Here is a 24745-nt window from a genome sequence, read left to right as displayed (position 1 = left end):
ACCGACGGCTCTTGCCCGCCTACCAGCACCAACGAGCGGAGCCACCCTACGGCGGCCGCGTGGGGCCCTGGCAGCGAGACATGAAGCGATGTGAGGAGAGGCAGAGTGCCGGAGGCCAGTCCGCGCGGTACCTACTTGGTGATCTCTGAGACGTTGCGCAAGAGCATTGAGAAGGGAGAGGTTGTCGACACACTGCCATCAGAGGCTGCTCTGATGGCAGCAAAAAATGTCTCCCGCAACACAATCCGGCGTGCCCTCAAGGTTCTCGAGGAAGAGGGTGTGCTGGAGTCGGTGCCAGGCAGCGGTTGGCGCGTGGCCCGGGGGGAGCGACCGACGCACCTTGCAGGTGCCATGTAGGCGCCGACGCCATATAGATGCCCGTTCGCCAGCGTCTCGTCGTCGGCCCGGTAGATGGAATTGTAGAGGGTTGTGCCGTGCAGTCGGAACTCAACCCCTGGCAGGCCGAAGAGCGAGGCGTAGTTGATGAGGGCGTTCCGAACCTTGTCGGCCATGGTGGCGCCGATTCCCTTGTCCTCACCGCGGACGGCCACGGCTTGTGACGTCGGTTCGCCCAACACGAAGCGGATGGGCACCCCGTCAGCTGATTTCTCCTTCACGATACGGTGGAACGTCGTATCCTCCGTGAGCCAGAACCCGGAGTACACCAAGACATCTAACTGGCGGGTGGCCTTGGAGTAGAGGTTCGTCCAGAGGGTCTGCATCAGGACGGATCGGTGTGGATAGAGCCGGACTAACTCTGCATTGCCGGAGGCTGTGACCTGGGCTGGTGTGCGTTCGTCAGGCCACAGGTATGAGACCTCGCACTTCAATAGCGACGCGGTCGCGTACTGGAAGCGGCGGTAGGGCTTTCGCTCGGGCTCGTTGGTCCAACGCTCGACCGTCTTGGGTGCGACGCCGAGTCGCGCGGCGACCTCATCGAGGCTTAAGCCCAAGTCCACCATCGCGCCGCGCAGTCGCTCGTTTGCCACGTCCAACCTCCGCCTGGGTGGGACGACTTGGTACGACTTCACGCTAGCCAAGAACGACCTGAGTCGTACAGGCAGGAAGCCGCGTTCTAACCGAGGTCACCGCACAACAGTAAGAGGAGCACCCGGCACGACGAGGGTGCTCCTCTTGCTGCTCGGCGCAACGCACCGCCCCACGGACGTGCCGCGCAGCGGCTCCTTCTTCACGCCCTGAGGCGCGCACAACCACAGACACCACCCCCCTCTCTTTTCCTAAGTAGGAAGACGCTGCGTCACCTGCGTCACGCCCCAGTGACACAGGTGACGCAGCATTGACGCACCTGCATCCGCCCTGTTTCACCAATACCCGCAGGCCAGACGCGTGAATGACGCACGTGACGCGGTGACGCAGAAATCCGAACCTCGGACACACGCGCGCGGATCTCCAAAAAAGCCAGGCGAGTTGATCCCGCTCCGATGGAGGCCCGCCCCATGCCCACCAGCCGCGGCAACGCTCGCACGATGCTCACGCGCCTCGAGGTCTGCGACGAACTCCACGTCTCACGCTCCACCTTCTACGACTCACGCCAGAAGGGCCGCGCGCCCCGCTGTATCAAGCTCCCCAACGGCGACCTGCGCGTACGCCGGAGCGACCTGGACCACTGGCTCAACGAACTTGAGGACGCCGCTTAATGGAGACGACGTACAGGGTCAAGGTCTGGAAGACAGCTGTGTACCGAGGCACCAAGGTCACCACCTACACGGTGCGTTGGACCTTGGACGGTGAGGAATTCCGCGCCCCCTTCGGTACGAGCGCGCTCGCGGACTCTCAATGGCACCGGACCGCAGGCAACAGCCGGAAGAACACGGCAAAGGCGCTGACGGCCGCGACCGTTGCCTTCCTACGCGCGCAGCCGTCGGCCTTCCGGCTGGTTGACGTACGAACTGCGCTTCGCGAGTACGCTTTCAACGCTCGCCGCCGGGACGAGGCACCTCCCGAGGTCGCAGTCATTCTGAAGTGGGTGAAGCGCAACACCTTGTCCATGGCGACATGGGAGGACCCGGTCAAGGTCGACGATGTCCTGCGAGCTGTCGACACGCTGCTTAACAGCAAGCGGGCCGCGGCCAGCTTCATCAAGTGCAACAGGCGGATCCTGAACGTGGCCATGGAGCACGCGGTCAAGCGCAAGATCCTTCGGACAAATCCCCTGCCGAAGGGGCGCGGAGCAACGCCCAAGACCTCCAATGCCGTCGACTGCCGATCCCTGATTCACCCACAGCGAATGGCCCGGATCCTCGCCCGGATCCGCAGGCGCACCCGCGGCGGTAGACGCCTCCACGCGTACTTCAGCACGCTCTACTACACCGGCCCGCGGCCCGAAGAGGCCGTGGCGATGTACGTGGACGACGTCACGCTTCCGCCGAAGGACGCGGAGGACCAGTGGTGCGACGTCCTGTTCCACACCGCGCAACCGGAGGTCGGGAAGAACTGGACCGATGACGGGCGGATCCACGAACAGCGTGGGTTGAAGGGGCGAGCCGAAGACGACACCCGATTGGTGCCGGGCCCGCCGGCGCTGACAAGGATTCTCCGGGAGCGCATCAAGGCGGAGGGCCTCATACCCGGCGACCGGCTGTTCCAAGGGGAGTTCGGCGGGATCCGGATCCTCGCCGGGTCCGTTACCCGCCGTGCCTGGGGAACGGCTCGTAAGGCCGAGCTGACCGAGCGGGAGCGCGAGTCGCCGATGGGCCGACGGATCTACGACATCAGGCACACCCGCCTGACCAAGTGGCTCAACGACGGCTTCCCGCCCGCCCAGGTGGCCTACTGGGCGGGGAACAGCGTGCCGGTCCTGCTGAGCTTCTACGCCGGCTGCATCGAGGGACAGCTCCCAGACCTCAAGCGTCGAATGGAGGCACAGGGGGACCTTCCGGAGCTCGCCGAGGGGGAGTGACCGGCTCAGGCGAACGTCTCCGCGTATTCTCCGCAGCCACCCGCAGAAACCCGTGAACAGCCGGACAGTGCCGGACCCTCCCCGCGATCACTCGGTGGCGGTCCGGTGCTCCGCTGAGGGGAGTGGCGCGGCTCTGACCAGCAGAAAGGCTCTGCCGAAGTAGAGCCTATGAAAGGCGCCCCCGGCAGGACTCGAACCTGCGGCCAAGCGCTTAGAAGGCGCCTGCTCTATCCACTGAGCTACGGGGGCCGGGTGTGGCCGGTGGCATGGAGCCGGATGTGGGGGAGATCCGTGACCTTGCCGGGGACAAGGATAGGGCTCCTTGGTCCCTGTCCCTGGTGCTTCGCCTCCGCGCCGTGATGTGGAGGTTCGGTGAAGCGATCCTGATAATCGCAGGCAGGTACGAATCTCGCATCGCTTTTGGCGTCTCACGCCCCGGGTGTTGTGCACTCGTTATGCCTGCGCCCCCGGTCGTCCCTTCCATCACCTGTGTCCGATCGGCGCGCAGAGGCAGCCATATGCTTCAGAAAGGCGCCAAAATTGGGCATTCTTCGCATGTGGTGACCTTGGACGTACGGCCTCAGTTGCTTGACGCACTCTCCGCCCTGCGCGAGCGTGTCGCCGCCGCACGCTTTCCGCTCCCCCTGCCAGGGGCGCCACGCGCGCGTGCCAACCGTGACGAGCTGTTGGCACAGCTCGATGACTATCTCGTGCCCCGGCTCAAGGCTCCCGAAGCGCCCCTTCTGGCCGTCGTCGGCGGATCCACCGGGGCCGGCAAGTCCACCCTCGTGAACTCCCTCGTGGGGCGGCAGGTCAGTGAGGCGGGTGTGCTGCGGCCCACCACGCGCACGCCGGTGCTCGTCTGCCATCCGGACGACCATCACTGGTTCTCTGGGATGAGGATCCTGCCCGACCTCACGCGCGTGTGGGTGCCCCGCCAGGACTCCGGCGAGGACATGGGCGGCGGGGAGAGCGGGGACGAGGACGAGACCGCGGACGTACAGGCGATGGTCGGCGAGGAGGAGCGCGCCCTGCGCATCGAGACCGCGCAGAGCCTGCCCCGCGGACTCGCCCTCCTGGACGCCCCCGACATCGACTCCCTCGTCGCCGACAACCGCGTCCTGGCCGCCGAACTGATCTCCGCCGCCGACGTGTGGGTCATGGTCACCACCGCATCGCGGTACGCCGACGCCGTGCCCTGGCACCTGCTGCGCACCGCCAAGGAGCACGACGCCACCCTCGTCACGGTCCTCGACCGCGTGCCCCACCAGGTCGTGACCGAGGTGTCACGGCAGTACGGGGCGCTGCTCGCGAAGGCGGGCCTCGGCGACGTACCGCGCTTCACCGTGCCCGAACTGCCCGAGTCGGCGGGCGGCGGCGGGCTGCTCCCCGTTACCGCCGTCGCCCCCCTGCGCGCCTGGCTCGCCCACCACGTCCAGGAACCCGCCGTCCGCACCCGGGCCGTTGCCCGTACCGCCCTGGGCGTCATCGGGTCCCTCGACTCCCGTATGCCGGAGCTGGCGGGCGCCGTCGCCGCCCAGTACGCCGCCGCGCTGCGGCTCACCTCTGCCGTCGACGAGGCGTACGAGAGTGAGCACGCGCGCGTGGGCAGGCGTTTGCAGGCGGGCGGCGTACTCGCCGGAGGAGCCCTGAAGCGGTGGCGCAGCTACCCGCTCGACTGCAGGGCCGGTGAACTGCTCGACGCCATCGTCGAGAGCCTGGAGGCGCTGCTGCTGTGCGCCGTCACCGCCGCCGACGAGCGCATCGACGAGGCCTGGCGGCGCGAACCCGCCGCCGGTGCCCCGGGCCTCGCCGGGCGCGACCCGGAGACCGAGAGCGCCGAGCACCGCATCGGGATGGCCGTCCGCAGGTGGCGGCGCGAACTGGAGGAGTACGCCGAGGACGAGGTGCGCTGCCTCGAACGCGTCGACAAGAACGCTCTTCCCGACCCCGAGGTCGTCGCCGCGCTGCTCGCCACGGCGCTGCTCGGCGGGCGGCGGGCGCGCGGGGCCGGGGAGGTACTCGCCGAGCGGACCGGCGCCCAGGTGGCGGTCCGGCTGCGCGACCGGGGCGGGCGCCTGCTGACCGACTACCTGGAGAAGGTCCTCAACACCGAACGGGAGCGCAGGCTCGCCCCCCTGGACGCCCTAGAGGTGCATCCCGAACCCCAGGCCGAGCTGATCGCTGCCCTGTCCGTACTGCAGAAGGAGAGGTGACCGCGGTGACCGCCGTCACTGATCACGCCGATCAGTCCGATCACACCGATCGAGCTGATGGGTCCGATCGCACCGATCGCACCGATCGCACCGATCGCACCGATCGCACCGATCACGCCGAGAGAGCCGATTGGGCCAACCCCGGTGACCGGAGCGAGCCGGAGGCCGAACAGGCCCCCGAGGGACGCGCAGGCGGCGAAGGGCGCGACACGCCCCCCGGCAGCCGCCCCAGCAGCCGCTCCGGACCCGCCTGGGACGACGGCCTCATCGCCCGACGCGTCGCGGGCGCACAACGGCCCTCGGGCTCGGGTGCAGGTGCAGGTGCAGGTGCGAGTGCGGGCATGGGCATGGGCATGGGCGCGAGCGTGGACTCGGACGCCGACGCCGGAGTCCGCTCGTACGCCCCCTCCGTAAACCCCACCAGCAGCCTCACCAGCACTCCCACCAGCACCCCCGCCCACGCCCCCTCCACCACCCCCACCCCTCCACAAGAAGGCCCCCTCCACACCCGCCTCGACGCCCTGCGCGAACTCGTCGGGCTCTCCCGTGCCCGCCTCGACAGCGGCACGCTCGCCGAGGCGGGTCGTGTCCTGGACGAGGCCGCCGCCCGGCGCAGGCTCTCCGAACGGCACACTGTCGTCGCCATCGCGGGGGCCACCGGCAGCGGCAAGTCGACGCTCTTCAACTCGCTCGCCGGAGTGATGATCTCGGAGACCGGGGTGCGCAGGCCGACCACCGCCGCGCCCATCGGGTGCAGCTGGACGGACGGCGCCGCGGGCCTCCTGGACCGGCTCGGGATTCCCGGGAGACTGCGCCGCCGCCCGCTCCAGGGGCCCGGCGCCGACGAGCTCCAGGGGCTCGTCCTGATCGATCTGCCCGACCACGACTCGGCGGTCGGTGAGCACCGTGAGCACGTCGACCGCATCCTGGCCCTCGTCGACGCCGTCATCTGGGTCGTCGACCCGGAGAAGTACGCCGACGCGATGCTCCACGAGCGCTATCTGAGGCCCATGGCCGGGCACGCCGAAGTCACCTTCGTGGTGCTCAACCAGATCGACCGGCTCCCCGGGGACGCCGCCGACCAGGTGCTCGACGATCTGCGCAGGCTCCTGGACGAGGACGGCGTCGCGCTCGGCGAGCACGGGGAGCCGGGCGCCACGGTGCTCTCGATCTCCGCGCTGACCGGCGAGGGCGTGGGCGAACTGCGCGAGGCACTCGGCCAGTTCACGCAGGAGAGGGGCGCCGCTGCCCGGCGCATCTCCGCGGACGTGGACGCCGCCGCGGAACATCTGCGTCCGGTGTACGTCACCGGGGTGCACGCCGGACGCAACCGCGGGCGGATCGGGCTCAGCGAGGAAGCGCGCGAGGAGTTCGCCGATCGGCTCGCCGATGCCGTGGGCGCGGCAGCCGCGGGGGACGCCGCGGAGCGGGCCTGGCGCAGGCATGCCGGGAAGGCGTGCGGCGACCCTTGGTTCAGGCTGTGGCGCTGGTACGACGCCCGGCGCTACTCGCAGGGCGTCCCGACACCGGTCGCCCTCACGCCCGTGGACGAGGAGGCGACGGCGCGGCAGCGGGTGGAGCACGCCGTGCGCACGGTGGCCGACGAGGCGACGACGGGGCTGCCCACGCCCTGGGGGCAGGCCGTGCGGGAGGCCGCGGTGCGCGGCGCCGAAGGTCTTCCCGAGGCGCTCGACGAGCTCGCGGTGACGGCGGGGGTGCCGAGCGGGCGGCCGCCGCGCCCCGGCTGGTGGCCGGTCGCTGTGCTGGCCCAGGCGGCGATGACGCTGCTTCAAGTCGTGGGCGGCGTCTGGCTGGTGGGGCAGATCATCGGGGTCGCCACGCCGAACCTGGGCGTGCCTGCGCTGCTGATGCTGGCGGGCATCGTGGGCGGTCCGTGCGTGGAGTGGGCGAGCCGGATGGCGGCGCGGGGGCCCGCGCGCCGGTACGGGCACGACGCGGAGCGGCGGCTGCGGGAGGCGGCGGCCGGGTGCGGGCGGGCGAGAGTCCTCGATCCGGTGGCGGCGGAGCTGCTGCGGTACCGGGAGGTCAGGGAGCAGTACGTGCGGGTGTCGGGGGCGCGTTCCCCGATCGGATGACGGGGGCGCGTTCCCCGGTCGGATGTCGGGGGCCCGTTCCCCGATCGGGTGTTGGGGGCGCCTTCCCCGATCGAGTGACGGAGTTTTCCACAATCGGGTGGTGGCCCACAGGGCTCAGCGGGATCGGCCGGACCGGTGCAATCTGAGATCACAGCCGCGGGGCTGCAGGCAACGGATGAAGCGGGGGAGGGGTTCGGCGATGAACGAGACCTTGGTGACGGTGGTGGGCAATGTCGCGACGACGCCGGTGTATCGGGAGCTGCCGTCGGGACCGGTGGCGCGGTTCCGGCTCGCGGTGACGGCGCGGTATTACGACGCGGCGAAGAGCACATGGACCGATGGGCACACCAATTTCTTCACGGTCTGGGCCTGGCGGGCGCTGGGGACGAACGTGCAGGGGTCGGTGTCCGTCGGCGAACCGGTCATCGTGCAGGGCCGGTTGAAGGTGCGGGACGAGGAGCGGGGTGGCCAGCACTGGACATCGGCAGACATCGAGGCGGTGGCCATCGGACACGATCTGTCGCGCGGGACCGCGGCGTTCCGAAGGGTGGGCAGGGGCAATCCGACGCTGACGGAACCGGCGGCGGGGCGGGGCGAAGATACCGCCGGGGTGTGGAAGAGGGAGCCCGAGCCGGTGGGGTGACGTGCAGTCAGGTGGCCTCGTGCGGAGACAGTCGAAAGGCCCCTCGTCGAGACCGCCGAAGTACGGCATATCGGCGAATGGGTGGCATTGATTTGTCGATAAGCCCAGCTCGGAGCGGTTGTTGGGGATAACGATTCCGAGTCGGATCCGCCGTCCAGCCCTATGCGTGGGGCTCGTGATGCGGCGTTTCCTTAGGATGCCGGACGTAGCTCACGGGGCAGTCGGCAGGTGATGTCACGCAGGTGGCAGGTGATCCTGCCCCATTCAGTCTGCTGGCGGGACCACCCCCCAACGTTGTGAACGGGTCCCGCCCGGAGGGGAATTCAGTGTTTTCTGCGTTGTCCATACGTAGCCGAGGCGCCGCCCGTCTCGCCGCAGTGACCATGGCGGCGGGTCTGGCCCTGGCGGGCGGGCTGACCGTCGCGGGCGCGGCCGCGGCGGAGGAGACGCCGCAGCACCGGGGCGGAGCCGTCGCGACGCTGGGCGGGCTGCAGACGTTCGACCAGGCCGTCATCCGTGACAACGGCAGCTCGCAGCGGGTGCCCGCGGGGCTCTTCGAGATGTCCGTGGAGGGCGGCGGCGCCCTGCAGACGTACTGCATCGACATCCTCAACCCCACGCAGAAGGACGCCAAGTACCAGGAGACCCCCTGGAGCGGCACCTCACTGAACGGCAACCGGGACGCGGGCAAGATCCGCTGGATCCTGCAGCACTCGTATCCGCAGGTGAACGACCTCGCGGAGCTGGCCCGCAAGGCGGGCGCGCGATCCCTCACCGCGCAGACCGCCGCGGCCGGCACCCAGGTGGCGATCTGGCGATACTCCGACGGGGCGAAGGTCGACGCCGTCGACCCGCAGGCCGAGAAGCTCGCCGACTATCTGTACAAGAGCGCACGCAGCAGCGCCGAGCCCAAGGCGTCGCTGACCCTGGAGCCCCCGGCCGTGTCGGGCCGTGCGGGGGAGAAGATCGGCCCGGTCACCGTGCGGACCGACGCCGAATCGGTGACGGTCACGCCGCCCGCGGACTCCGTGGCGAGCGGTGTGAAGGTCGTCGGGAAGAACGGAAAGCCCGTGAAGTCCGCGGGCAACGGCAGCCGTCTCTACTTCGACGTACCGAAGGACGCACCGGACGGCTCGGCCGCGCTGTCCGTGCAGACGTCGACCACCGTGCCGGTCGGCCGGGCCTTCGCGTCCGAGACCAGGAGCCAGACGCAGATCCTCGCGGGCTCCAGCGAGTCGTCGGTGTCGGCGACGGCGACGGCCAACTGGGCCGCCGAGGGAGCGCTGCCCGCGCTCTCGGCCGAGAAGAACTGCGCCAAGAGCGGGGTGGACATCACCGCGACCAACAAGGGCGACAAGCCCTTCACCTTCCGCTTGATGGACTTCAAGCACACCATCAAGGCGGGCGAGTCACAGACCGTGACGATCCCGCTGCAGGAAGACCAGCCCTACGACTTCACGATCAACGGGGCGAACGGCTCGGAGAAGCGGTTCAAGGGCGTGCTCGACTGCCGCACGGCGGGCGACACGATCACCAACAAGACACAGCCCGTCTCCGAGCCGAGTCCCGCGTCGGCGGGCGGCACCACCATCGGGGGCGGCGGTGACCTGGCGGAGACCGGCAGCTCCAGCAACACCCCGTTGATCATCGGAATCGCGGTGGCGTTCCTCGTGGTCGGTGGCGCGGCGGTGTTCTTCCTGCGCAAGAAGGACGACCCGGCGGAGACCTCCACCGAGGAGTAGGAGGCCTCCACCGAGGAGTAAGGGACCAGCCGCCGAGGAGTGAGGGACCGGAAGTCGCAGCGTGCGGTAGTCGTATGGCTACCGTGCGCGAGGCGGGGGTCCGGTGGGTGACCATCCGGTTTTCGCCGGGGGCTGGCTGTACGGCAAGATGGGGTGTATCTGCCCACTCACTGATTGCCGGACGGTTTCTCTTGGCTGAGTACATCTACACCATGCGCAAGACGCGCAAGGCGCACGGCGACAAGGTGATTCTTGATGACGTCACCCTGAGCTTCCTGCCCGGCGCGAAGATCGGTGTCGTGGGCCCCAACGGCGCCGGTAAGTCCACGGTGCTGAAGATCATGGCCGGGCTCGAGCAGCCGTCCAACGGTGACGCGTTCCTCTCGCCCGGGTACAGCGTCGGCATCCTCATGCAGGAGCCGAAGCTCGACGAGTCGAAGACCGTCCTGGAGAACGTGCAGGACGGCGCCGCCGAGATCATGGGCAAGCTCAAGCGCTTCAACGAGGTCGCCGAGCTCATGGCGACGGACTACTCGGACGCGCTCATGGAGGAGATGGGCAAGCTCCAGGAGGACCTGGACCACGCCAACGCGTGGGACCTGGACGCCCAGCTGGAGCAGGCGATGGACGCGCTGGGCTGCCCGCCCGGCGACTGGCCCGTCACCACCCTCTCCGGTGGCGAGAAGCGCCGCGTCGCGCTCTGCAAGCTCCTCATCGAGGCGCCCGACCTGCTGCTCCTCGACGAGCCCACCAACCACCTCGACGCCGAGTCGGTGAACTGGCTGGAGCAGCACCTCGCGCAGTACGCGGGTTGCGTCATCGCCGTCACCCACGACCGGTACTTCCTGGACAACGTCGCCCAGTGGATTCTCGAGCTCGACCGCGGGCGTGCCATCGCCTACGAGGGCAACTACTCCACGTACCTGGAGAAGAAGCAGACCCGCCTCAAGGTCGAGGGCCGCAAGGACGAGAAGCGCGCCAAGCGGCTCAAGGAAGAGCTCGAGTGGGTGCGGTCGAACGCCAAGGGACGGCAGGCCAAGTCCAAGGCGCGTCTGGCGCGCTACGAGGAGATGGCCGCCGAGGCGGACAAGATGCGGAAGCTGGACTTCGAGGAGATCCAGATCCCGCCGGGCCCGCGGCTCGGCTCGATCGTCGTCGAGGTCGAGCACCTGTCGAAGGCGTTCGGTGACAAGGTCCTCGTCGACGACCTCAGCTTCTCGCTGCCGCGCAACGGCATCGTCGGCATCATCGGTCCGAACGGCGCGGGCAAGACCACGCTGTTCAAGATGATCCAGGGCCTGGAGCAGCCGGACTCCGGCAGCATCAAGATCGGCGACACGGTCAAGGTCTCGTACGTCGACCAGGGCCGCGCCAACATCGACCCGAAGAAGACGCTGTGGGCCGTCGTCTCCGACGAGCTGGACTACATCAACGTCGGACAGGTCGAGATGCCCTCGCGGGCGTACGTCTCCGCCTTCGGCTTCAAGGGTCCGGACCAGCAGAAGCCTGCCGGGGTGCTCTCCGGTGGTGAGCGCAACCGCCTCAACCTGGCGCTGACCCTCAAGGAGGGCGGCAACCTGCTCCTCCTCGACGAGCCGACGAACGACCTGGACGTCGAGACCCTGTCCTCCCTGGAGAACGCGCTCCTGGAGTTCCCGGGTGCCGCTGTCGTGATCTCCCACGACCGGTGGTTCCTGGACAGGGTCGCCACGCACATCCTGGCGTACGAGGGCGAATCCACGTGGTACTGGTTCGAGGGCAACTTCGAGTCGTACGAGAAGAACAAGGTCGAGCGCCTCGGCGCGGACGCGACCCGTCCGCACCGTGCCACCTACAAGAAGCTCACTCGGGGCTGAGGCGACCGTGGCTCGACACATATACCAATGCCCGCTCCGCTGGTCGGACATGGACGCCTTCGGGCACGTCAACAACGTCGTCTTCCTGCGGTACTTGGAGGAGGCGCGGATCGACTTCATGTTCCGGCTGGCACCCGGTGACGGGTCGCCGTCGTTCTCCGGCGGATCGGTCGTGGCCCGTCACGAGATCGATTACGTACGGCCGTTGGTGCACCGGCACGAGCCGGTCACCGTCGAGTCGTGGGTGACGAAGATCGGTGCGGCGTCGCTGACCATCGCGTACGAGATCAAGGACGCGCAGCAGGTGTATGTGCGGGCCTCGACCGTGGTCGTGCCCTTCGACCTGGAGGCACAGCGGCCGCGGCGGATCTCCGCCGAGGAGAGGTCGTTCCTCCAGGAGTACGTGGACGACAGCGCCGGTGGCGTCGACGGCGGCTCGGGGGCGCTTGCCGCATGACCGCGCGGCTCCACTTCGCCGATGCCGGGGAGGCGGCGGACCTCGCCGCCTTCCTGGCCCGGCTGATCCACTACGACAAGGCGGCCGCGGTGCGGCTGCAGGCCGCCGGGGACACGCTCGCCGTGTTCGGGCGGCCGCCGTCGTTCGAGGTGCTCGTCATCCGGACGGCGCGGCTCGCCAAGCCGTACGAGCACGGGCTCGACACCACGCTCGACGTCACCGTCTCCGCGGGCGAGTTCCTGGAGCGCGTCGGCGAGTCGGCGGAGTCCGTGGAGACGGCGGGGGTCGCCGACGTCCCCGCTGCCGTCACCGGGCCGCCGTGGGCGGGCGTGCTGCCGCCGCGGGGCGGCTGGCGGCAGGAGCCGGGGCTGCCCGCCCCGGACGCGATGCGGTTCCTGGTCAAGCGGGCCGTGGCCGAATTCAGGTCGCGGATCGAGGAGTTGCCCGCCGAGCGGCGGGTGCGTGCCGAGCTCGACCGGGTGGGGCGGGAGATCTGGTCCCGGCCCGTCGGTGACACGGACCTGCCGGTGCGGGCGGCGCACGCGGCGCAGTCCCTCGGGTTCCTGCGGGGGGACACGCTGACCCTGCTGTCCTCGGGGGCGTGGCTGCGGCTGCGTACGGACTACGGGTCCGTCGCGGTGCGCCGGGCCGGTGTCGGAGGGCTGACGGTCACGCCCGCGTAAGGGCGGACAAGGGCGGGGGAGGGGGCTCCGATCACTCCCGCTCGTCCGGCCATACGGCGATGTGGTCCTGTTCGAGCTCCAGCGCCACCCTGTCCCGCATCCCCAGCGACGCCGTGTACTCGGCGGGGAGCTGGAGGCGGCCTGCCCGGTCCAGCATCGCGTACTCGCGCGAGATCAACGACTCCTGGCCCGTCGACGCGTCGACCTCCGTGCGGCGCAGGACCTCCGTCGAGGTGCGGCCGTCGCGGATGGCGACCGTGCGGCGGACCTCCGAGGCGACCGCCTGGTCGTGGGTGACGATGACGATCGTCGTGCCGAGCTCCTCGTTCGCGGTGCGGAACGCCTCGAAGATCTGCTCCGCCGTGTGCGAGTCCAGCTCGCCGGTCGGCTCGTCGGCGAGGAGCACCGCGGGGTCGTTGGCCAGGGCCACCGCGATGGCGACGCGCTGCTGCTGACCGCCGGACATCTGGTGCGGGCGGCGGTCCCGGCAGTCCGAGACCTCCAGCAACTCCAGCAGTTTCAGAGTGCGTTCGGACTTCTGGGCGCGCTTCGAGCCGCGCGCCCCCTTCAACTGCATGGGCAGCGCCACGTTCTGGGCCGCCGTCAGGTACGGGAGCAGGTTGCGTGCCGTCTGCTGCCATACGAAACCGACCACGTCACGGCGGTAGCGCAGGCGTTCCTTGGCGCTCATGGCGAGGAGGCCGTGGCCCGCGACGCGTGCGGCGCCCGCGGTGGGCTCGTCGAGGCCCGCGAGGATGTTCATCAACGTCGACTTGCCACTGCCCGACGCGCCGACCAGAGCCATCAACTCGCCCTCACGGACCAGGAGATCGAGCCCCTGGAGCGCCTGCACCTCGACGCCGTCCGTCGCGAAGACCCGGACGAGACGGTCGCAGGTGATCAGCGCGTCGTGGCCGTAGGAGGGCCCGTCGCGCCGCGCGGCCGCCCGCGCCTCCAGCTCGGCGAGGGAAGGGGACGGGGACGGGGCGGTACCGGTATTCGTACTCGTATTCGTACTCGTACCTGTCATCGGGTGTCTCCCGTTCTCAGATCGGCGGCAGGGGTACGTCTGGTGGTCCACCAGGCCTGGGCGAACGCCACCGCGGCGGTGAGCGCGACGACGCCCGCGGCGGGCAGCAGCAGCGACCACGGGTCGGCCCGCAGTGTGACGTCCCCCAGACCGGTGAGGCCGCCGTGCGTGTTCAGGGCGATGCGGCGCAGGTCGAGGCCGTCCGCGAGCAGCTCGACCGCCGCCCACCCCACGAGGGCCCCGCCGCCCGCCGCGAGCAGCGCCTGGGGCAGGGCCTCAAGGGCGAGCAGCAGCCGCCCCTGCCGTGCGCCGAGCCCCATGGTGCGCAGCCGCGCGAGGAGCGCGGCGCGCCGGGGCGCGGACTGCAGGAGGGAGAGCAGCACGGCGAGCGCGGCGTATCCGGCACCGGCGGCGACGGCGGCCACGTAGACGCGCTCGGCGCCGGACTGGAGCGGCGAGTCGGAGAGCGCGGCGCGTTCCTCGGACCGGACGTCGATCGCAAGCCCGCCCCGGGTGCCGCCTCCGGCACCCGCGTCCACGATTGCCTGCCGCGTGATGCCGCCCCCCGTCACCAGCAGCGCGGTGTCCCGCGCCTTCGGCAGGGCCCGGCGGTCCACCAGGAGGAAGGCCCCCTGGGTGGGGAGTGCGGGGGTCGTCGTGCGGGTCCCGGTGACCTTGGCGGTGAAGGTGCCCGAGGGGGTGCGGAAGGTGTGGGGCGTCCTGCCGAGCTTGCGGGCGAGGTCGGGGGAGGCGATGGCGGGCACCGGAGCCGAGGCGGCCGTACGTGCCTTGGCAGAGGCCCGCGGGGCTGTCAGGTCCGGTGCGGTGAGGGGGCCGAGGCCCGTCTCGGCGGTCAGTCGCGCGTACGTCGCCGGGTCCGCGGCGATCAGCGGGGCCGTCGTGCCGTCGGGCAGCGAGAGGTTCCAGTCGATGTGGACGGCCGCCACCTCGCGCACCCCGCGGGCCCGGCCCACCGCGTCGGCCAGGGACGCGGGCAGCGGCGCGCCGTCCCGCGTCACACGGGCGTCCGCGCCCACCGCGAGCAGCGCCGTGCGGTCGCGGGCGTCCTGCACCCCGGCCAGCACCGAACCGCCGAACGCCGCCGTTGTCAGGGCGAGCAACAGCGCGAGCAGCGGGAAGACCTGAGCGCCCGAAGCGCGGCCCGCGCTCGCCGTCGCGAGGAAGCCGAGGGCGCCGCGGCGTCGCGCGAAGGGGCGGGCGCACAGGCGCAGCGGCAGGGGATAGAGACGTACGAGAAGGAGCGCCGCGATACCGCCGACGAGCAGCGGCGCCGCGCTGACCAGCCAGTCCACCGAGCCCCCTGACGAGCTCCCGTCGGCGCCCGCGGAGCCCGACGCGTCCGTCCCCCGCCTCCGCAGCGTCGCCACCGCGCCCACCGCCAGGACGAGCAGCACCAGTTCGGCGACGGTCCGCCGCCGGGACGGGCGCGCCGTGACGAGGTCGCCGCGGCCCTCGTGCGCGCGGGGCCTGCGGTGCGTGAACGCGGCCCGCACCGGCAGCGCCCCGCACGCGAGCACGCACACCGCGGCCGCGGCCACCGCCGAGGGCCCCACGCGCGCGTGCGGCACGACGAGGACCGCCGACAGCAGCCCGAGAGCCGCCGCGGGCAACGCCACCACCGACGTCTCGGCGAACAGCCGCCGTGCGATGCCGCCCACGGAGCCGCCGCGCGAGCGCAGCAGCGCCAGCTCGCCGTGCCGTCGCACCGCGCTCAGCGCGCAGGTCATCAGGAGGACGACGGCCGCGACCCCGCCCACCCCGTACGCGGCGACGGCGACGATCGGCGCGACGGCGTCCCGCAGCCCGGCGTGCTCGGTGAGGATCTTGTCCAGGTCGGTGGAGACCCGCGCGTCCCGGTCCGTGAAGGAGCGCAACTCGCTGAGCAGCGGCCCCTTTTCGAGTGAGGCGATCCGGCTCTTGAGCGCGGGCAGGTCGCGGGCGGTGAGGCCGCCGGGGTCGGCGGCGACGCGCCAGTAGCGCTGCGGGTTCTGGTCGACGGCAGGGAGGACCGGGCCCGCGTCGGGCGCGAGGAGCAGTCCGGCGTGCCAGAGCTCGGGTTGCGGGGTCGGGCCCGGTGCCACGGCCTTGGCGGGGGTGCGGAGCACCGGGTCGTACGACCAGTAGGCGCTCTTCGGGCGCAGCGGTTCGAGGATGCCGGTGATCCGGACGGTGACGGTGTCGCCGAGCTCCGAGCTCAGGTGGACGACCTTGCCGACCTTGAGCCGCATGACGCGCGCGGTGTCCTCGGTGACGGCCGCCTCGACGCGGCGGCTGTCCGACGTGATGCCCTTGCCGCCGGGCAGGCGGCCCTCCCTGAGGCGTGCGTGGGTGTCCAGGCCGGACTGGGCGGCGAGGGTGAACTGCGGGTGGACCGGGCTGAGGTGCGGCAGCCAACGGTCGGTGCCCTGGGGTGACTTGACGGTCTGGACGCCGTACGTCGACTGCTTCATGTCGGCGCGGACCGGGGCGGGCAGGGCGCGGAGGGTCTTCTCGTACTGCTCCCGCAGCGGGGCGGGGCGCAGCGCGTCCTCGCGTTCGCGCTGTGTCTTGTCCAACCCCGGTGCGGAGGAGCCGAGTTCGATGACGCTGCGGGCCGGGCCCGCGTCGGTGATCGCGGCGCGCACGCCGTCGCTCTCGTACGCCTCGACCGCACGGGGGAAGAGCGCGGCGAGGAAGGCGGTCACGGCGACCAGCAGCGCGAAGGCCGTCGCGGCCGCAGGAGCGGCGCGCAGCCGGGTGCGGACCCAGGGGGCGACGGTGCGTATCGGCATGTCAGTTGCCCCCTTCGTGGCGGAGCGAGACCGTCGGGTCGCCGCGGCGCAGGGAGAGGGCCGCGATGATCAGGAGGGGGACGGCGGCCACGGCGGCGAGCAGGGCCGCCACGTGCGTGACGGGCAGCTGGACCAGGACCGGCGGCACCGGCTGTGCCGCCTCGCCGGTGAGGACGATCAGCGGGACCACCGCCCGGGTCAGGATCGCGCCGAGCCCCAGGCCGACGAGGAGCGCGAGGGTGAGCAGGAAGCCCTGCTCCGCCGCGATCAGCCGGGCCAGCTGGCGGCGCGGGACGCCGAGCGCGCGCAGCACCGCGAACTCCGCGGACCGTTCGCGCAGCGACGCCGCCGCGCTCACCGCGAAGCCGACCGCGGCCAGCGCGGCGGCGGCCGCGGCGACGGCGAGCAGCGCGGACTGCGGGCCCGCGCCGAGCGGGTCGCCACGGAGCTCCTCGGCGATCTCGTCGCGCACGAGGATCTGTTCGGGGTCGATGTCGGGGCGGGCGCGCAGCGCGGTGGCCGCCTCCGCGGCGGCTCCCGGAGGCGTGGTGAGCCACCACTCCGACGGGGCCAGCGGGGTCTTCTCGGCGGCGGCGAGACGGGCGTTCACGCTCGGCAGGTCGAGCAGGACGGCACCGCCCTCCTCGGACGCGCCGCCCGCGTCGGGCCCGCCAGCGCCCGCCCCGTCCCCGGCCGCCGTCGTCGGCAGCTCCCGCACCGACTTCACGATCCGCACCTGCAAGGTGCCGCCCCCGGCCGGTACGTCCATGACCGCACCGACCTTCGCGCCGCCCGCCCGCAGGAACGCGTCCGTGACCACGGCAGGCAGCGGCGATGAACCACCGCCTCCGCGCACCGGCCGCCCCTGCCGTTCCGGCGCGAGGGCCGCCGCCAGCGCCTGCCCGTCCGCGGTGTCCGCACGGGTCAGCATCCCGGCCGCCGCATGCGCCGAGTCCAGGGCGAGCACCGTCGCCTGCCGGTTGTCGGAGAGGTCCAGCGGGAAGCGGGTGGCGGGCGCCACCGAGCGCACCCCGGGCAGCGCCGCGAACACCCGGCCCTGTTCCCCGTCCGGCACCCGGCTGCCGAGCACCCGGATCCCGGCGCCCGCCCCGAAGTCCGCCTGGTCCTCCTGCGACCGGTCCCAGGACGCGCCCTGCCCGATGGCCAGCATGCCCATCGCCACGGCGAGTACGAGCAGCAGCACAGGACCCGCGCCCCGCAGCGGGCGCCTGCTGAGCTGCCAGCCCGCGAGCGCGCCGGGCAGCCCGCGCCCCTTCTCCGCCTGCCGTTCGGCGAGCCGGGCGGCGGGCGGCAGGAGCCGCAGCGTCACCACGGTCCCCGCGAGGAGCGCGAGGGCGGGCGCGGCCACCAGGAGCGGGTCGATGCCGAGCTGCCCCGACCGGTCGTCGCTGAGCGCGCCCGACCCCGAAGTACGGCTGTCCAGCTGCCAGTACGCGACCGCGGCGATCACCAGCAGGCCCACGTCCGCGCCCGCCCGCAGCGGCGCCGGCAGCGCGGCGGACCGTACGGAGCGACGTACGCCCGCGGTGGCCGAGAGCGCGGGCGCGACCACCGCGAGCGCGCAGCCCAGAGCGGTGGCCGCGGCGGCCGCCCACACGGCGGCGCCCGCCGACACGTGCAGGTCGAGGCCGGTCCGCGCGAGGGCGCCCTGCCCGGCGAGCAGCCCGGTCAACGGGCCCGCGAGCAGCGGCGCGAGGACGGCGGCGGGCAGCGCGAGCAGCAGCGCCTCCACCGCCGAGAGCCACGCGATCCGGCCCCGCGCGCCACCGCGCGCAAGCAGCAGTTCGGTTTCGCCGCCGCGTTCGGCGGCGAGCAGCCGGGCGACCAGGAGCAGCGCGTAACCGGCGAGCATGATCAGTTGCAGGGCGACGATGAGCAGCGTCGAACGGGACACGAGCAGGGCGCGCTCGGCCCGGTCCAGGACGTCGGGCAGCGCGCTCGTCGCGCTCGGACTGCCGCTCAGGGCATCGTTCTGGACGAGGGCGGCCGGGCCCTTGGCGGCCGTGTCCCGCAGCGCGTCGACGCGGTCCGTGGTGACGGTGGCGAAGTCGGCGGTGGCCAGCCACTGTGTGCCGTCCGCGGAGACGTGCGACCCGGCGAGCACCGCGGGGTCGACGAGCAGCGGGCCGTAGACCATGAACACGCCCTGGCGCATGCCCCGCCCGCCCAGCTCGTCGAGCCGCCAGTACGGATCGGCGGCGTCGGCGGGGCGGTAGACACCGGTGACGCGGACGGTGACCTTCGGGCCCGAGAGGCGGTCGGTGAGGGTGACGGGGGCGGAGCCGGGGCGGAGGCGGAGCTTGGCGGCGGCGGCCTCGGGGAGGGCGACCTCGACGGGTTGCTTGGCGGAATTGCTCTCGGGTGGCCGCGGCCAACTGCCCTTGGTGAGGCGGATCCTGGACCGGTCGAGGGTCGCGAACCGGGTGAGGTCGGGCTGGTCGGCACTGCGGGAGCCGGGCAGCGCGTACGTGCCCGACCGGGTCAGGGAGCGCAGCCGCACCGGAAGGCCGTCGAAGGTGCGCCGCGCCCCGTCCCGCACCGCACGCTCCGCCGCGTCGCCCTCACCCGGCGGGACCTGGCTGCGCACCACGAGCGCCGCCGGGGCGGCCGACCGGGTGCGCAGGGTGTGCCGCAGCGCGGCGTCGCCGATCGCGCCGGAGAACGCGGTGAGGGTGGCAAGGACCGCCGTGGTCAGCAGGACGGCGAGGAGCGCGGCGGCGAGCAGCAGCCGGTGGGCGCGCACGCGCAGAAGAACGAACCCCGTCACCCCGTGAACCCCCGTACCTACCCCTGCCCCGGCGCCGCCCCCCGGCAGTCACTCAGGATGCTTTCAGAGGGCAGGCACTCAACGGAAGGTACGAAAGGGCAGAAAGCTGATGTCAGCCTTCGGAGTTGACCATGGAAGCCGCCGCGTACGTGAGGTAGTTCCACAGCGTGCGCTCGTGCTCCTCGGAGAGGCCGAGCTGGTCGACCGCCGTGCGCATGTGCTTCAGCCAGGCGTCGTGCGCGGCCCGGTCGACCGTGAACGGCGCGTGCCGCATGCGCAGCCGGGGGTGGCCGCGGTTGTCGCTGTAGGTGCGGGGGCCGCCCCAGTACTGCATGAGGAAGAGCGCGAGGCGCTCCTCGGCGGGGCCCAGGTCGTCCTCCGGATACATCGGGCGCAGCAGCGGGTCCTCCGCGACCCCCTGGTAGAAGAGGTGCACCAGGCGTCGGAAGGTCTCCTCGCCGCCGACCTGCTCGTAGTAGGTCTGCTCCTGAAGCGTGCCGTGCGGGATCTCTTTCACACGTTCCATGGTCTCAGACGGGGCGGCCGAGTACGGAAGGCTTAGGACCATCCACGATCAACAGGGGTCGGGGACAGGGGTCCGGCGCCGGTTCCGCCACTCGCATCGGAGGCCGCGGCGCAGCACAGTGGACCCATGGAACCCGATCCTGTACTGCTCGCCGAGGCCCGGACCGCCCTCGTGCGGGAGATCGAGGCGAGCGGGGCCTGGCGGGACGACCCCGCCTGGCGGGCGGCGTTCACGGCCGTGCCGCGGCACCTGTTCGTGCCGTACTACTACGTGGGCGCGGGCGGCGGATACGAGCGGCTGTGGGGCGAGGACCCCGACGACCGGCGCCGCACCCGCTGGCTGCGCGGCGCCTACACGGACGCGCCCCTCGCGACCCGGGTGCGCGACGGGGACCTGGTCTCCTCCAGCAGCCAGCCGTCCCTGATGGCGAAGATGCTCGTGGAGCTGGACGTACGCGCGGGGGACCACGTGCTGGAGATCGGCGCGGGCACCGGCTACAACGCGGCGCTGCTCGCCCACCGGCTCGGCGACGACCACGTCACGACCGTCGACCTCGACCCGGAGATCACGGAGTCCGCGCGGCAGCACCTGGCGGCCGCCGGACACCGCCCCGCCGTGGTGACCGGCGACGGCGCGGCAGGCTGCCCCGAGCGCGCGCCCTACGACCGGATCATCGCCACCTGCACCCTGAACTCGGTGCCCGGGGCCTGGCTCGCCCAGTGCAGGCCCGGCGCCCGCATCCTGGCGCCGCTGGCCACCGGCCTGATCGCGCTGACCGTGCGGGACGCGGAGCACGCCGAGGGGCGCTTCCTGCACACACCCGCCTACTTCGTGCCGCTGCGCGGGGGCGGCGCGAGGACCCCGTACGAGCAGCACGTCGGGGGGCTGCCGCGCAGGGCCCTGCAGAGCGAGCTCTTCCGCTTCCTCCTGGAGCTGACCGCGGGCAGCCTCGATCCGCACGAAGCGCTCGCGCTGTGGCAGCGCGAGGGGCGGCCGGTGCGCGAGCGCTTCGGGATCACCACGAGCGGACCGTACGAATGGGCCTGGCTGGACGACCCCGAAGGGCCGTACGTCTGGCCTCTGTGACCGGCCCGCCCGTGGGCGGAGCGTGGTGGGTCAGTCGCGGCGGATGGTGAGCGTCGTCCAGGCGCCCACGTGGACCTGGTCGCCGTCCTGGAGGGGGACGGGGACGAACGGCTGGATGGGCTCCTCGCCGCCGTTGACCGTGGTGCCGTTCGTGGAGTTCTGGTCGACGACCGCCCAGCTGCCGTCGGGCTGCTGGACCAGGACCGCGTGCTGGTGCGAGACGCCCGGGTCCTCCGGCGGCACCGACAGGTCGATGTCCGGGGTGTCACCCGTGGAGTGCCTGCGGCGGCCGATGCTGATCTGGTTCCCGGTCAGCGGACGCTGCTGCTCCGGCGAGTACGCGGGCAGGTTGAGCCCCGAGGCCTCGGGGCCGCTGCGGTGCATCATCGCCATGAAGTACTCGCGGTCGGGACCGATCGTCACCGTCCACGTGCCGGGACCCTGTGGCTGCTGGGGCGCCTGCGGGGGGCCCTGCTGGAAGGGGTCCTGCTGGAACGAGTCCGACTGGAACGGTTCCTGCTGGTAGGGCTCCTGCTGGGCCGGGGACGACGGCGGCGAGATCACCCAGTCGTCGGCTCCGCCACCGAAGGACGGGCCACCAGGACCGCCGGGACCACCTGGACCGCCAGGGCCGGGCGGCGGAGGCGGCGGGCCCTGCGGGGCGCCGGTCTCCTGCGGGAAGGCGGGCGGCGCGGGCGGACCCGGCTGCTGGAACGCCTGCGGGGCACCGGGCGGCGGCTGGCCGGGGCCGGGACCCTGCTGACCGGGACCCTGCGGCCCTGGACCCTGTGGACCGGGCTGGCCAGGGAACTGCTGACCCGGGAACTGCTGGCCGGGACCCTGCGGGCCGGGCCCGTGGGGGTTGGGGCCCTGCTGGCCGGGGCCCTGCGGACCCGGACCCTGAGGCCCGGGGCCCTGCTGGCCGCCGCCGTTGCCGAACGGCGGGATCGGCTCGGCGGGCCGGTTCATCTGCGAGGGCCGCGAGCCCTGGTACTCGTACCCCGGCGGGGGCTGCTGGAACTGCTGCGCCGGGTTCGGACCCGGCGGCATGCCGGGACCACTGCCGGGACCGCCGTGCGTGCCGGGCAGCGGCGGGTTCGGCGCGGCCGGGGTGTACGAGGTCGCCGTGTTCGTCAGGAAGTTCCAGCGGCACTCCTCGCAGAACGGCGCGTTCGCCTCGCGGGGCGTGCGGCACTGCGGGCAGAGCTCCGCCTCGGGAGCCGGATCCGGCACGGCGGCCAGATGCGGGCGCCCCGGCGCGGGCTGCGGGAAGCCCGGGTCCTGGCCGGGCGGCGGCGGGGGATAGCCGTACCCGGCCGGGGGTGGCGGCGGGGGCGGCGGCGGTACGGCACCGGCCATGCGGTGACCGCAGACCTCGCACCAGTCATCGGAACCCGACTGGTGTCCGTTCGGGCAGGTCGGCATGTCGGCGCTTCCCCCTCTCCTTCTCCGGCCCGAGGGCCGTACGTACTGCTGGTGAACCGTCCGCGGCGCCGGGGGCGCCGCGCTACTGCTTCTTCACGCGAACGGTCTTCGTCGACCGGGTCTCGAGTGTCATCTCGTCGGCCTCGGCGACCTTCGCCTTCAATCGAACAGTACCCGCCGCGGCATCCACGACGTCCACCACCTTCGAAAGCAGTTTCGCCGTATCCGCGTTGCCCGAGGCGCTCGCGAGCTGGACGGCGCGGCCCAATTTGGCCGTCGCCCCGTCGACATCTCCCGATTTGCGCGCGTCGAGTCCCTGCTGGATGACTTGTGCCAGTTCCGCCTGGCCCGTGTAGTGCGCGACCTGCGGATTGATCGAGGTGGAGGCCGCCATGTCGTCGGTCCACACCGCCCGCACCAGGCCCTGCGACAGCGTCTGCGCGCTGCCGTCCCCCTGCGGCACGACCAGTGAGACACGGGCCGCGAGCATCTCCTGGCCCAGCTCGGCGCCCGGCACCTGGACACAGATGTGGTAGTCGCGGGACTCGTCGCCCCAGGAGCCCGTGGGGTAGTCCCCGGCACGCGGTCCGGCCTCCGTGCGACGGTCCGTCAACTCCTCGACGGTGGGCGCCACTTGCTTCACGAACTTGATCTCCACGCCCATCGGTGTCCACAGCCGCAGACTGACGTCGGCGACCTCCTTGCCCATCGCCGTCTCCATCATCTGCGTGAAGTCGGCGGCGAGCCCGGCCGGGTCGGCGACGATGTCGGCGGTGCCGAGCAGCGCGGACGCTATCCCTGTGACCTCTTTCACCTCCCAGTCCGTGCCGACGCCGCGGGCGTCACAGGTGAACCGGCCCGCGCACGCGTCGAGCGCGGCCTTGAGGTCGTCGGGTGACTCGTGTTCGTTGCGGCCGTCGGTGAGCAGGATGCCGTGCCGCACCGAGGACGCGGCGACGTCGGCGGAGGCGAGGAGGCGGTCGGCCAGGCGCAGCCAGGTGCCGATCGCCGTGCCGCCGCCCGCGCTCAGCCTGCGCAGCGCCTGCTTGGCGAGTTCGCGGGTCTGCGGTCCCGCGACCGCGAGCCGCCCGCCGCCCGGATAGACCTCCTTGGCGACGTGGGTGCCGCCGATCACCGCGAAGTGCACGCCGTCGCGGAGTGCGTCGATCGCGGCGGCGGTGGCGTCGCGTGCGCCCCGCATCTTCGTCGGCGGATAGTCCATCGAACCGGAGCAGTCGACCATGATCGCCACGGCGGCGTCCGGGCTCTGCCCCGCCGTGTACAGGTGCGGTGCGCCGACCGCGGCCCCGATCGTCCCGCCGCCGGTCGAGGTGACCGTGGCGATGGCGTTGACCTCCCGGCCGCCGTCCGGAAGGTACTCGTTCTGGTAGACGTCGACCGAGAACTGCGGCACGTTCGACTTCGAGAAATTGGCCATGGAACTGCTCCCCCTCAGATCCTTCAGAACCTCAAGACCTCACGAGCCGGTACGGCCCCCCGCCCGTCTCTAGGCCGATCCTGCCCCTTGTGGCACGAACGGGAACGGGACGACGGCCACTGTTACGTTGTCGTGGCCCCCACCGTCCAGCGCGTGGCCGACGAGGACCTGGGCGCTGTGCAGCGGCCGGTCCGCGGCGTCGGCGGGCACCGCGTCGGCCATCTCCTCGACGGCTTCCGCGTAGTTCCACAGCCCGTCCGTGCACACCACCACTACACCCGCACGGTCCGGCTTGAAGGAAGCGGTGTGCGGCTCCAGTTCGTACGCATCCGCGCCGAGCCACCCCGTGATGGCGTGCGCGCGCTCGTCGGCGTACGCCTCGGCCTCGTTCATCAGGCCCGCGGCGACCATCTGCGCGGCCCACGAGTCGTCCTCGGTCAGTCGGACGGTCGGGCCCTCCCGGTCGTCGGGGACCCAGTAGGCGCGGCTGTCGCCGACCCAGCCGACGACGAGCAGGCCGCTCGCGACGACCGAGCCGACCAGGGTGCAGGCGGGCGCGTTCTGGTGCGGGCTGTGCTCGCGGGCCGCTGCGGGCTCGGCGGCGAGCGCGTTCACCGCGTCGGCGGCCGAGAGGATCGCCTCGTGCATCGCCTGCTGCGGGTGGGTGCCGCGGGGCAGCGCGTCGAGGAGCGTCTCGTTGGCGGCGCGGGACGCGGCGAGCGAGGCCTCGTCGGGGCGGGTCGCCGAGGAGACGCCGTCGCAGACGATCGCGACGACGGCGGGGGAACCGTCGGGCAGCGCGGCCGTGGAGATTGCGAAGGCGTCCTCGTTGCGGTGGTGGCGCAGGCCGCGGTCGCTGACCGCGGCGACGGTGTCGAGCTCCTGCTCCATGTGGTCGCGCTCGCGGGGCTGGGCGTGCCCGCAGTTCTCGCAGTACCCGTCCGGGTCGACGCGGCCCGAGCGGCACGCCACGCAGAGCTTGGTGCCCGTGGCGGGCGTGGGGTCGGGCGCGGCCGTGCGGGGGTCGGCGGCGGGCGCGGGCGCCGC

Annotated in this window: 18 protein-coding genes, 1 tRNA gene and 1 pseudogene; 11 read left to right on the top strand and 9 right to left on the bottom strand. The window is 72.0% G+C overall.

Annotated elements, in window-relative coordinates; translation table 11 throughout:
* Positions 1 to 90 precede the first annotated feature (90 nt).
* On the top strand, positions 91 to 357 hold the full coding sequence (locus ABZV77_RS32270; RefSeq protein WP_356265167.1) for a winged helix-turn-helix domain-containing protein: 267 nt from the start codon (positions 91 to 93) through the stop codon (positions 355 to 357).
* Here the strand turns inward: ABZV77_RS32270 and ABZV77_RS32265 are convergent.
* A pseudogene (locus tag ABZV77_RS32265) lies at positions 345 to 989 on the bottom strand (helix-turn-helix domain-containing protein); the annotation flags it as partial. The gene ABZV77_RS32270 and the pseudogene ABZV77_RS32265 overlap by 13 nt on opposite strands.
* A gap of 468 nt (positions 990 to 1457) precedes the next feature.
* Here ABZV77_RS32265 and ABZV77_RS32260 point away from each other — a divergent pair.
* Positions 1458 to 1658: a helix-turn-helix domain-containing protein gene (locus tag ABZV77_RS32260; protein WP_356264580.1), complete on the top strand. Its 201-nt coding sequence runs from the start codon at positions 1458 to 1460 to the stop codon at positions 1656 to 1658.
* The gene (locus ABZV77_RS32255; RefSeq protein WP_356264578.1) at positions 1658 to 2920 is read left to right on the top strand and encodes a site-specific integrase; all 1263 of its coding nucleotides are present in this window, start codon (positions 1658 to 1660) and stop codon (positions 2918 to 2920) included. Before ABZV77_RS32260 ends, ABZV77_RS32255 begins: the two co-directional genes overlap by 1 nt.
* A gap of 176 nt (positions 2921 to 3096) precedes the next feature.
* Here ABZV77_RS32255 and ABZV77_RS32250 read toward each other — a convergent pair.
* Positions 3097 to 3169, bottom strand: a tRNA-Arg gene (locus ABZV77_RS32250).
* A gap of 269 nt (positions 3170 to 3438) precedes the next feature.
* Between ABZV77_RS32250 and ABZV77_RS32245 the strand changes: the two genes are divergently transcribed.
* From ABZV77_RS32245 to ABZV77_RS32215, 7 genes are all read left to right on the top strand, one after another.
* Positions 3439 to 5136 carry a dynamin family protein gene (locus ABZV77_RS32245; protein WP_356264575.1) on the top strand — a complete coding sequence of 566 codons (1698 nt, stop codon included), beginning with the start codon at positions 3439 to 3441 and terminating at the stop codon, positions 5134 to 5136.
* A gap of 341 nt (positions 5137 to 5477) precedes the next feature.
* Positions 5478 to 7232: a GTPase gene (locus ABZV77_RS32240; RefSeq protein ID WP_356264572.1), complete on the top strand. Its 1755-nt coding sequence runs from the start codon at positions 5478 to 5480 to the stop codon at positions 7230 to 7232.
* A 199-nt stretch (positions 7233 to 7431) separates the two neighbouring features.
* On the top strand, positions 7432 to 7875 hold the full coding sequence (locus tag ABZV77_RS32235; protein ID WP_356264569.1) for a single-stranded DNA-binding protein: 444 nt from the start codon (positions 7432 to 7434) through the stop codon (positions 7873 to 7875).
* 383 nt (positions 7876 to 8258) lie between these two features.
* On the top strand, positions 8259 to 9617 hold the full coding sequence (locus ABZV77_RS32230; RefSeq protein ID WP_356265164.1) for a Cys-Gln thioester bond-forming surface protein: 1359 nt from the start codon (positions 8259 to 8261) through the stop codon (positions 9615 to 9617).
* A gap of 191 nt (positions 9618 to 9808) precedes the next feature.
* Positions 9809 to 11473 (top strand): energy-dependent translational throttle protein EttA, encoded by a 1665-nt coding sequence (ettA, locus tag ABZV77_RS32225; RefSeq protein WP_356264566.1) that lies wholly within the window; start codon positions 9809 to 9811, stop codon positions 11471 to 11473.
* Positions 11474 to 11480: 7 nt separating this feature from the next.
* A complete protein-coding gene (locus ABZV77_RS32220; RefSeq protein WP_079074856.1) occupies positions 11481 to 11930 on the top strand; it encodes a thioesterase family protein in 450 nt (149 codons plus the stop codon).
* Positions 11927 to 12613 carry a hypothetical protein gene (locus ABZV77_RS32215; RefSeq protein WP_356264563.1) on the top strand — a complete coding sequence of 229 codons (687 nt, stop codon included), beginning with the start codon at positions 11927 to 11929 and terminating at the stop codon, positions 12611 to 12613. The genes ABZV77_RS32220 and ABZV77_RS32215 overlap by 4 nt, the downstream gene beginning before the upstream one ends.
* 31 nt (positions 12614 to 12644) lie before the next feature.
* On the opposite strand, the gene ABZV77_RS32210 is transcribed toward ABZV77_RS32215, so the two are convergent.
* From ABZV77_RS32210 to ABZV77_RS32195, 4 genes are all read right to left on the bottom strand, one after another.
* Positions 12645 to 13643 carry an ABC transporter ATP-binding protein gene (locus ABZV77_RS32210; protein ID WP_356264560.1) on the bottom strand — a complete coding sequence of 333 codons (999 nt, stop codon included), beginning with the start codon at positions 13641 to 13643 and terminating at the stop codon, positions 12645 to 12647.
* On the bottom strand, positions 13640 to 16435 hold the full coding sequence (locus ABZV77_RS32205; RefSeq protein WP_356264557.1) for an ABC transporter permease: 2796 nt from the start codon (positions 16433 to 16435) through the stop codon (positions 13640 to 13642). The genes ABZV77_RS32210 and ABZV77_RS32205 overlap by 4 nt, the downstream gene beginning before the upstream one ends.
* Before the next feature lies 1 nt (position 16436).
* On the bottom strand, positions 16437 to 19223 hold the full coding sequence (locus ABZV77_RS32200) for an FtsX-like permease family protein (RefSeq protein WP_356264554.1): 2787 nt from the start codon (positions 19221 to 19223) through the stop codon (positions 16437 to 16439).
* Positions 19224 to 19335: 112 nt separating this feature from the next.
* The gene (locus ABZV77_RS32195) at positions 19336 to 19749 is read right to left on the bottom strand and encodes a globin (RefSeq protein WP_356264551.1); all 414 of its coding nucleotides are present in this window, start codon (positions 19747 to 19749) and stop codon (positions 19336 to 19338) included.
* 126 nt (positions 19750 to 19875) lie between these two features.
* Here ABZV77_RS32195 and ABZV77_RS32190 point away from each other — a divergent pair, with 126 nt between their 5' ends.
* Complete coding sequence (locus tag ABZV77_RS32190; RefSeq protein WP_356264548.1) at positions 19876 to 20835, top strand: methyltransferase domain-containing protein; 960 nt, start codon at positions 19876 to 19878, stop codon at positions 20833 to 20835.
* 30 nt (positions 20836 to 20865) lie between these two features.
* On the opposite strand, the gene ABZV77_RS32185 is transcribed toward ABZV77_RS32190, so the two are convergent.
* From ABZV77_RS32185 to ABZV77_RS32175, 3 genes are all read right to left on the bottom strand, one after another.
* On the bottom strand, positions 20866 to 22260 hold the full coding sequence (locus ABZV77_RS32185) for an FHA domain-containing protein (RefSeq protein ID WP_356264545.1): 1395 nt from the start codon (positions 22258 to 22260) through the stop codon (positions 20866 to 20868).
* Positions 22261 to 22342: 82 nt separating this feature from the next.
* Entirely contained in the window at positions 22343 to 23698 is a 1356-nt protein-coding gene (locus ABZV77_RS32180; RefSeq protein WP_356264542.1) for a VWA domain-containing protein, read from the bottom strand.
* A gap of 69 nt (positions 23699 to 23767) precedes the next feature.
* Positions 23768 to 24745: PP2C family serine/threonine-protein phosphatase (locus tag ABZV77_RS32175; RefSeq protein ID WP_356264539.1), on the bottom strand; the 978-nt coding region annotated here is incomplete at its 5' end.

The organism is Streptomyces sp. NPDC004732 (assembly GCF_040609235.1).
Classification (GTDB): domain Bacteria; phylum Actinomycetota; class Actinomycetes; order Streptomycetales; family Streptomycetaceae; genus Streptomyces.
Note: the sequence above shows the minus strand (reverse complement) of the source record. Positions and strands in the feature narration are given on the sequence as shown.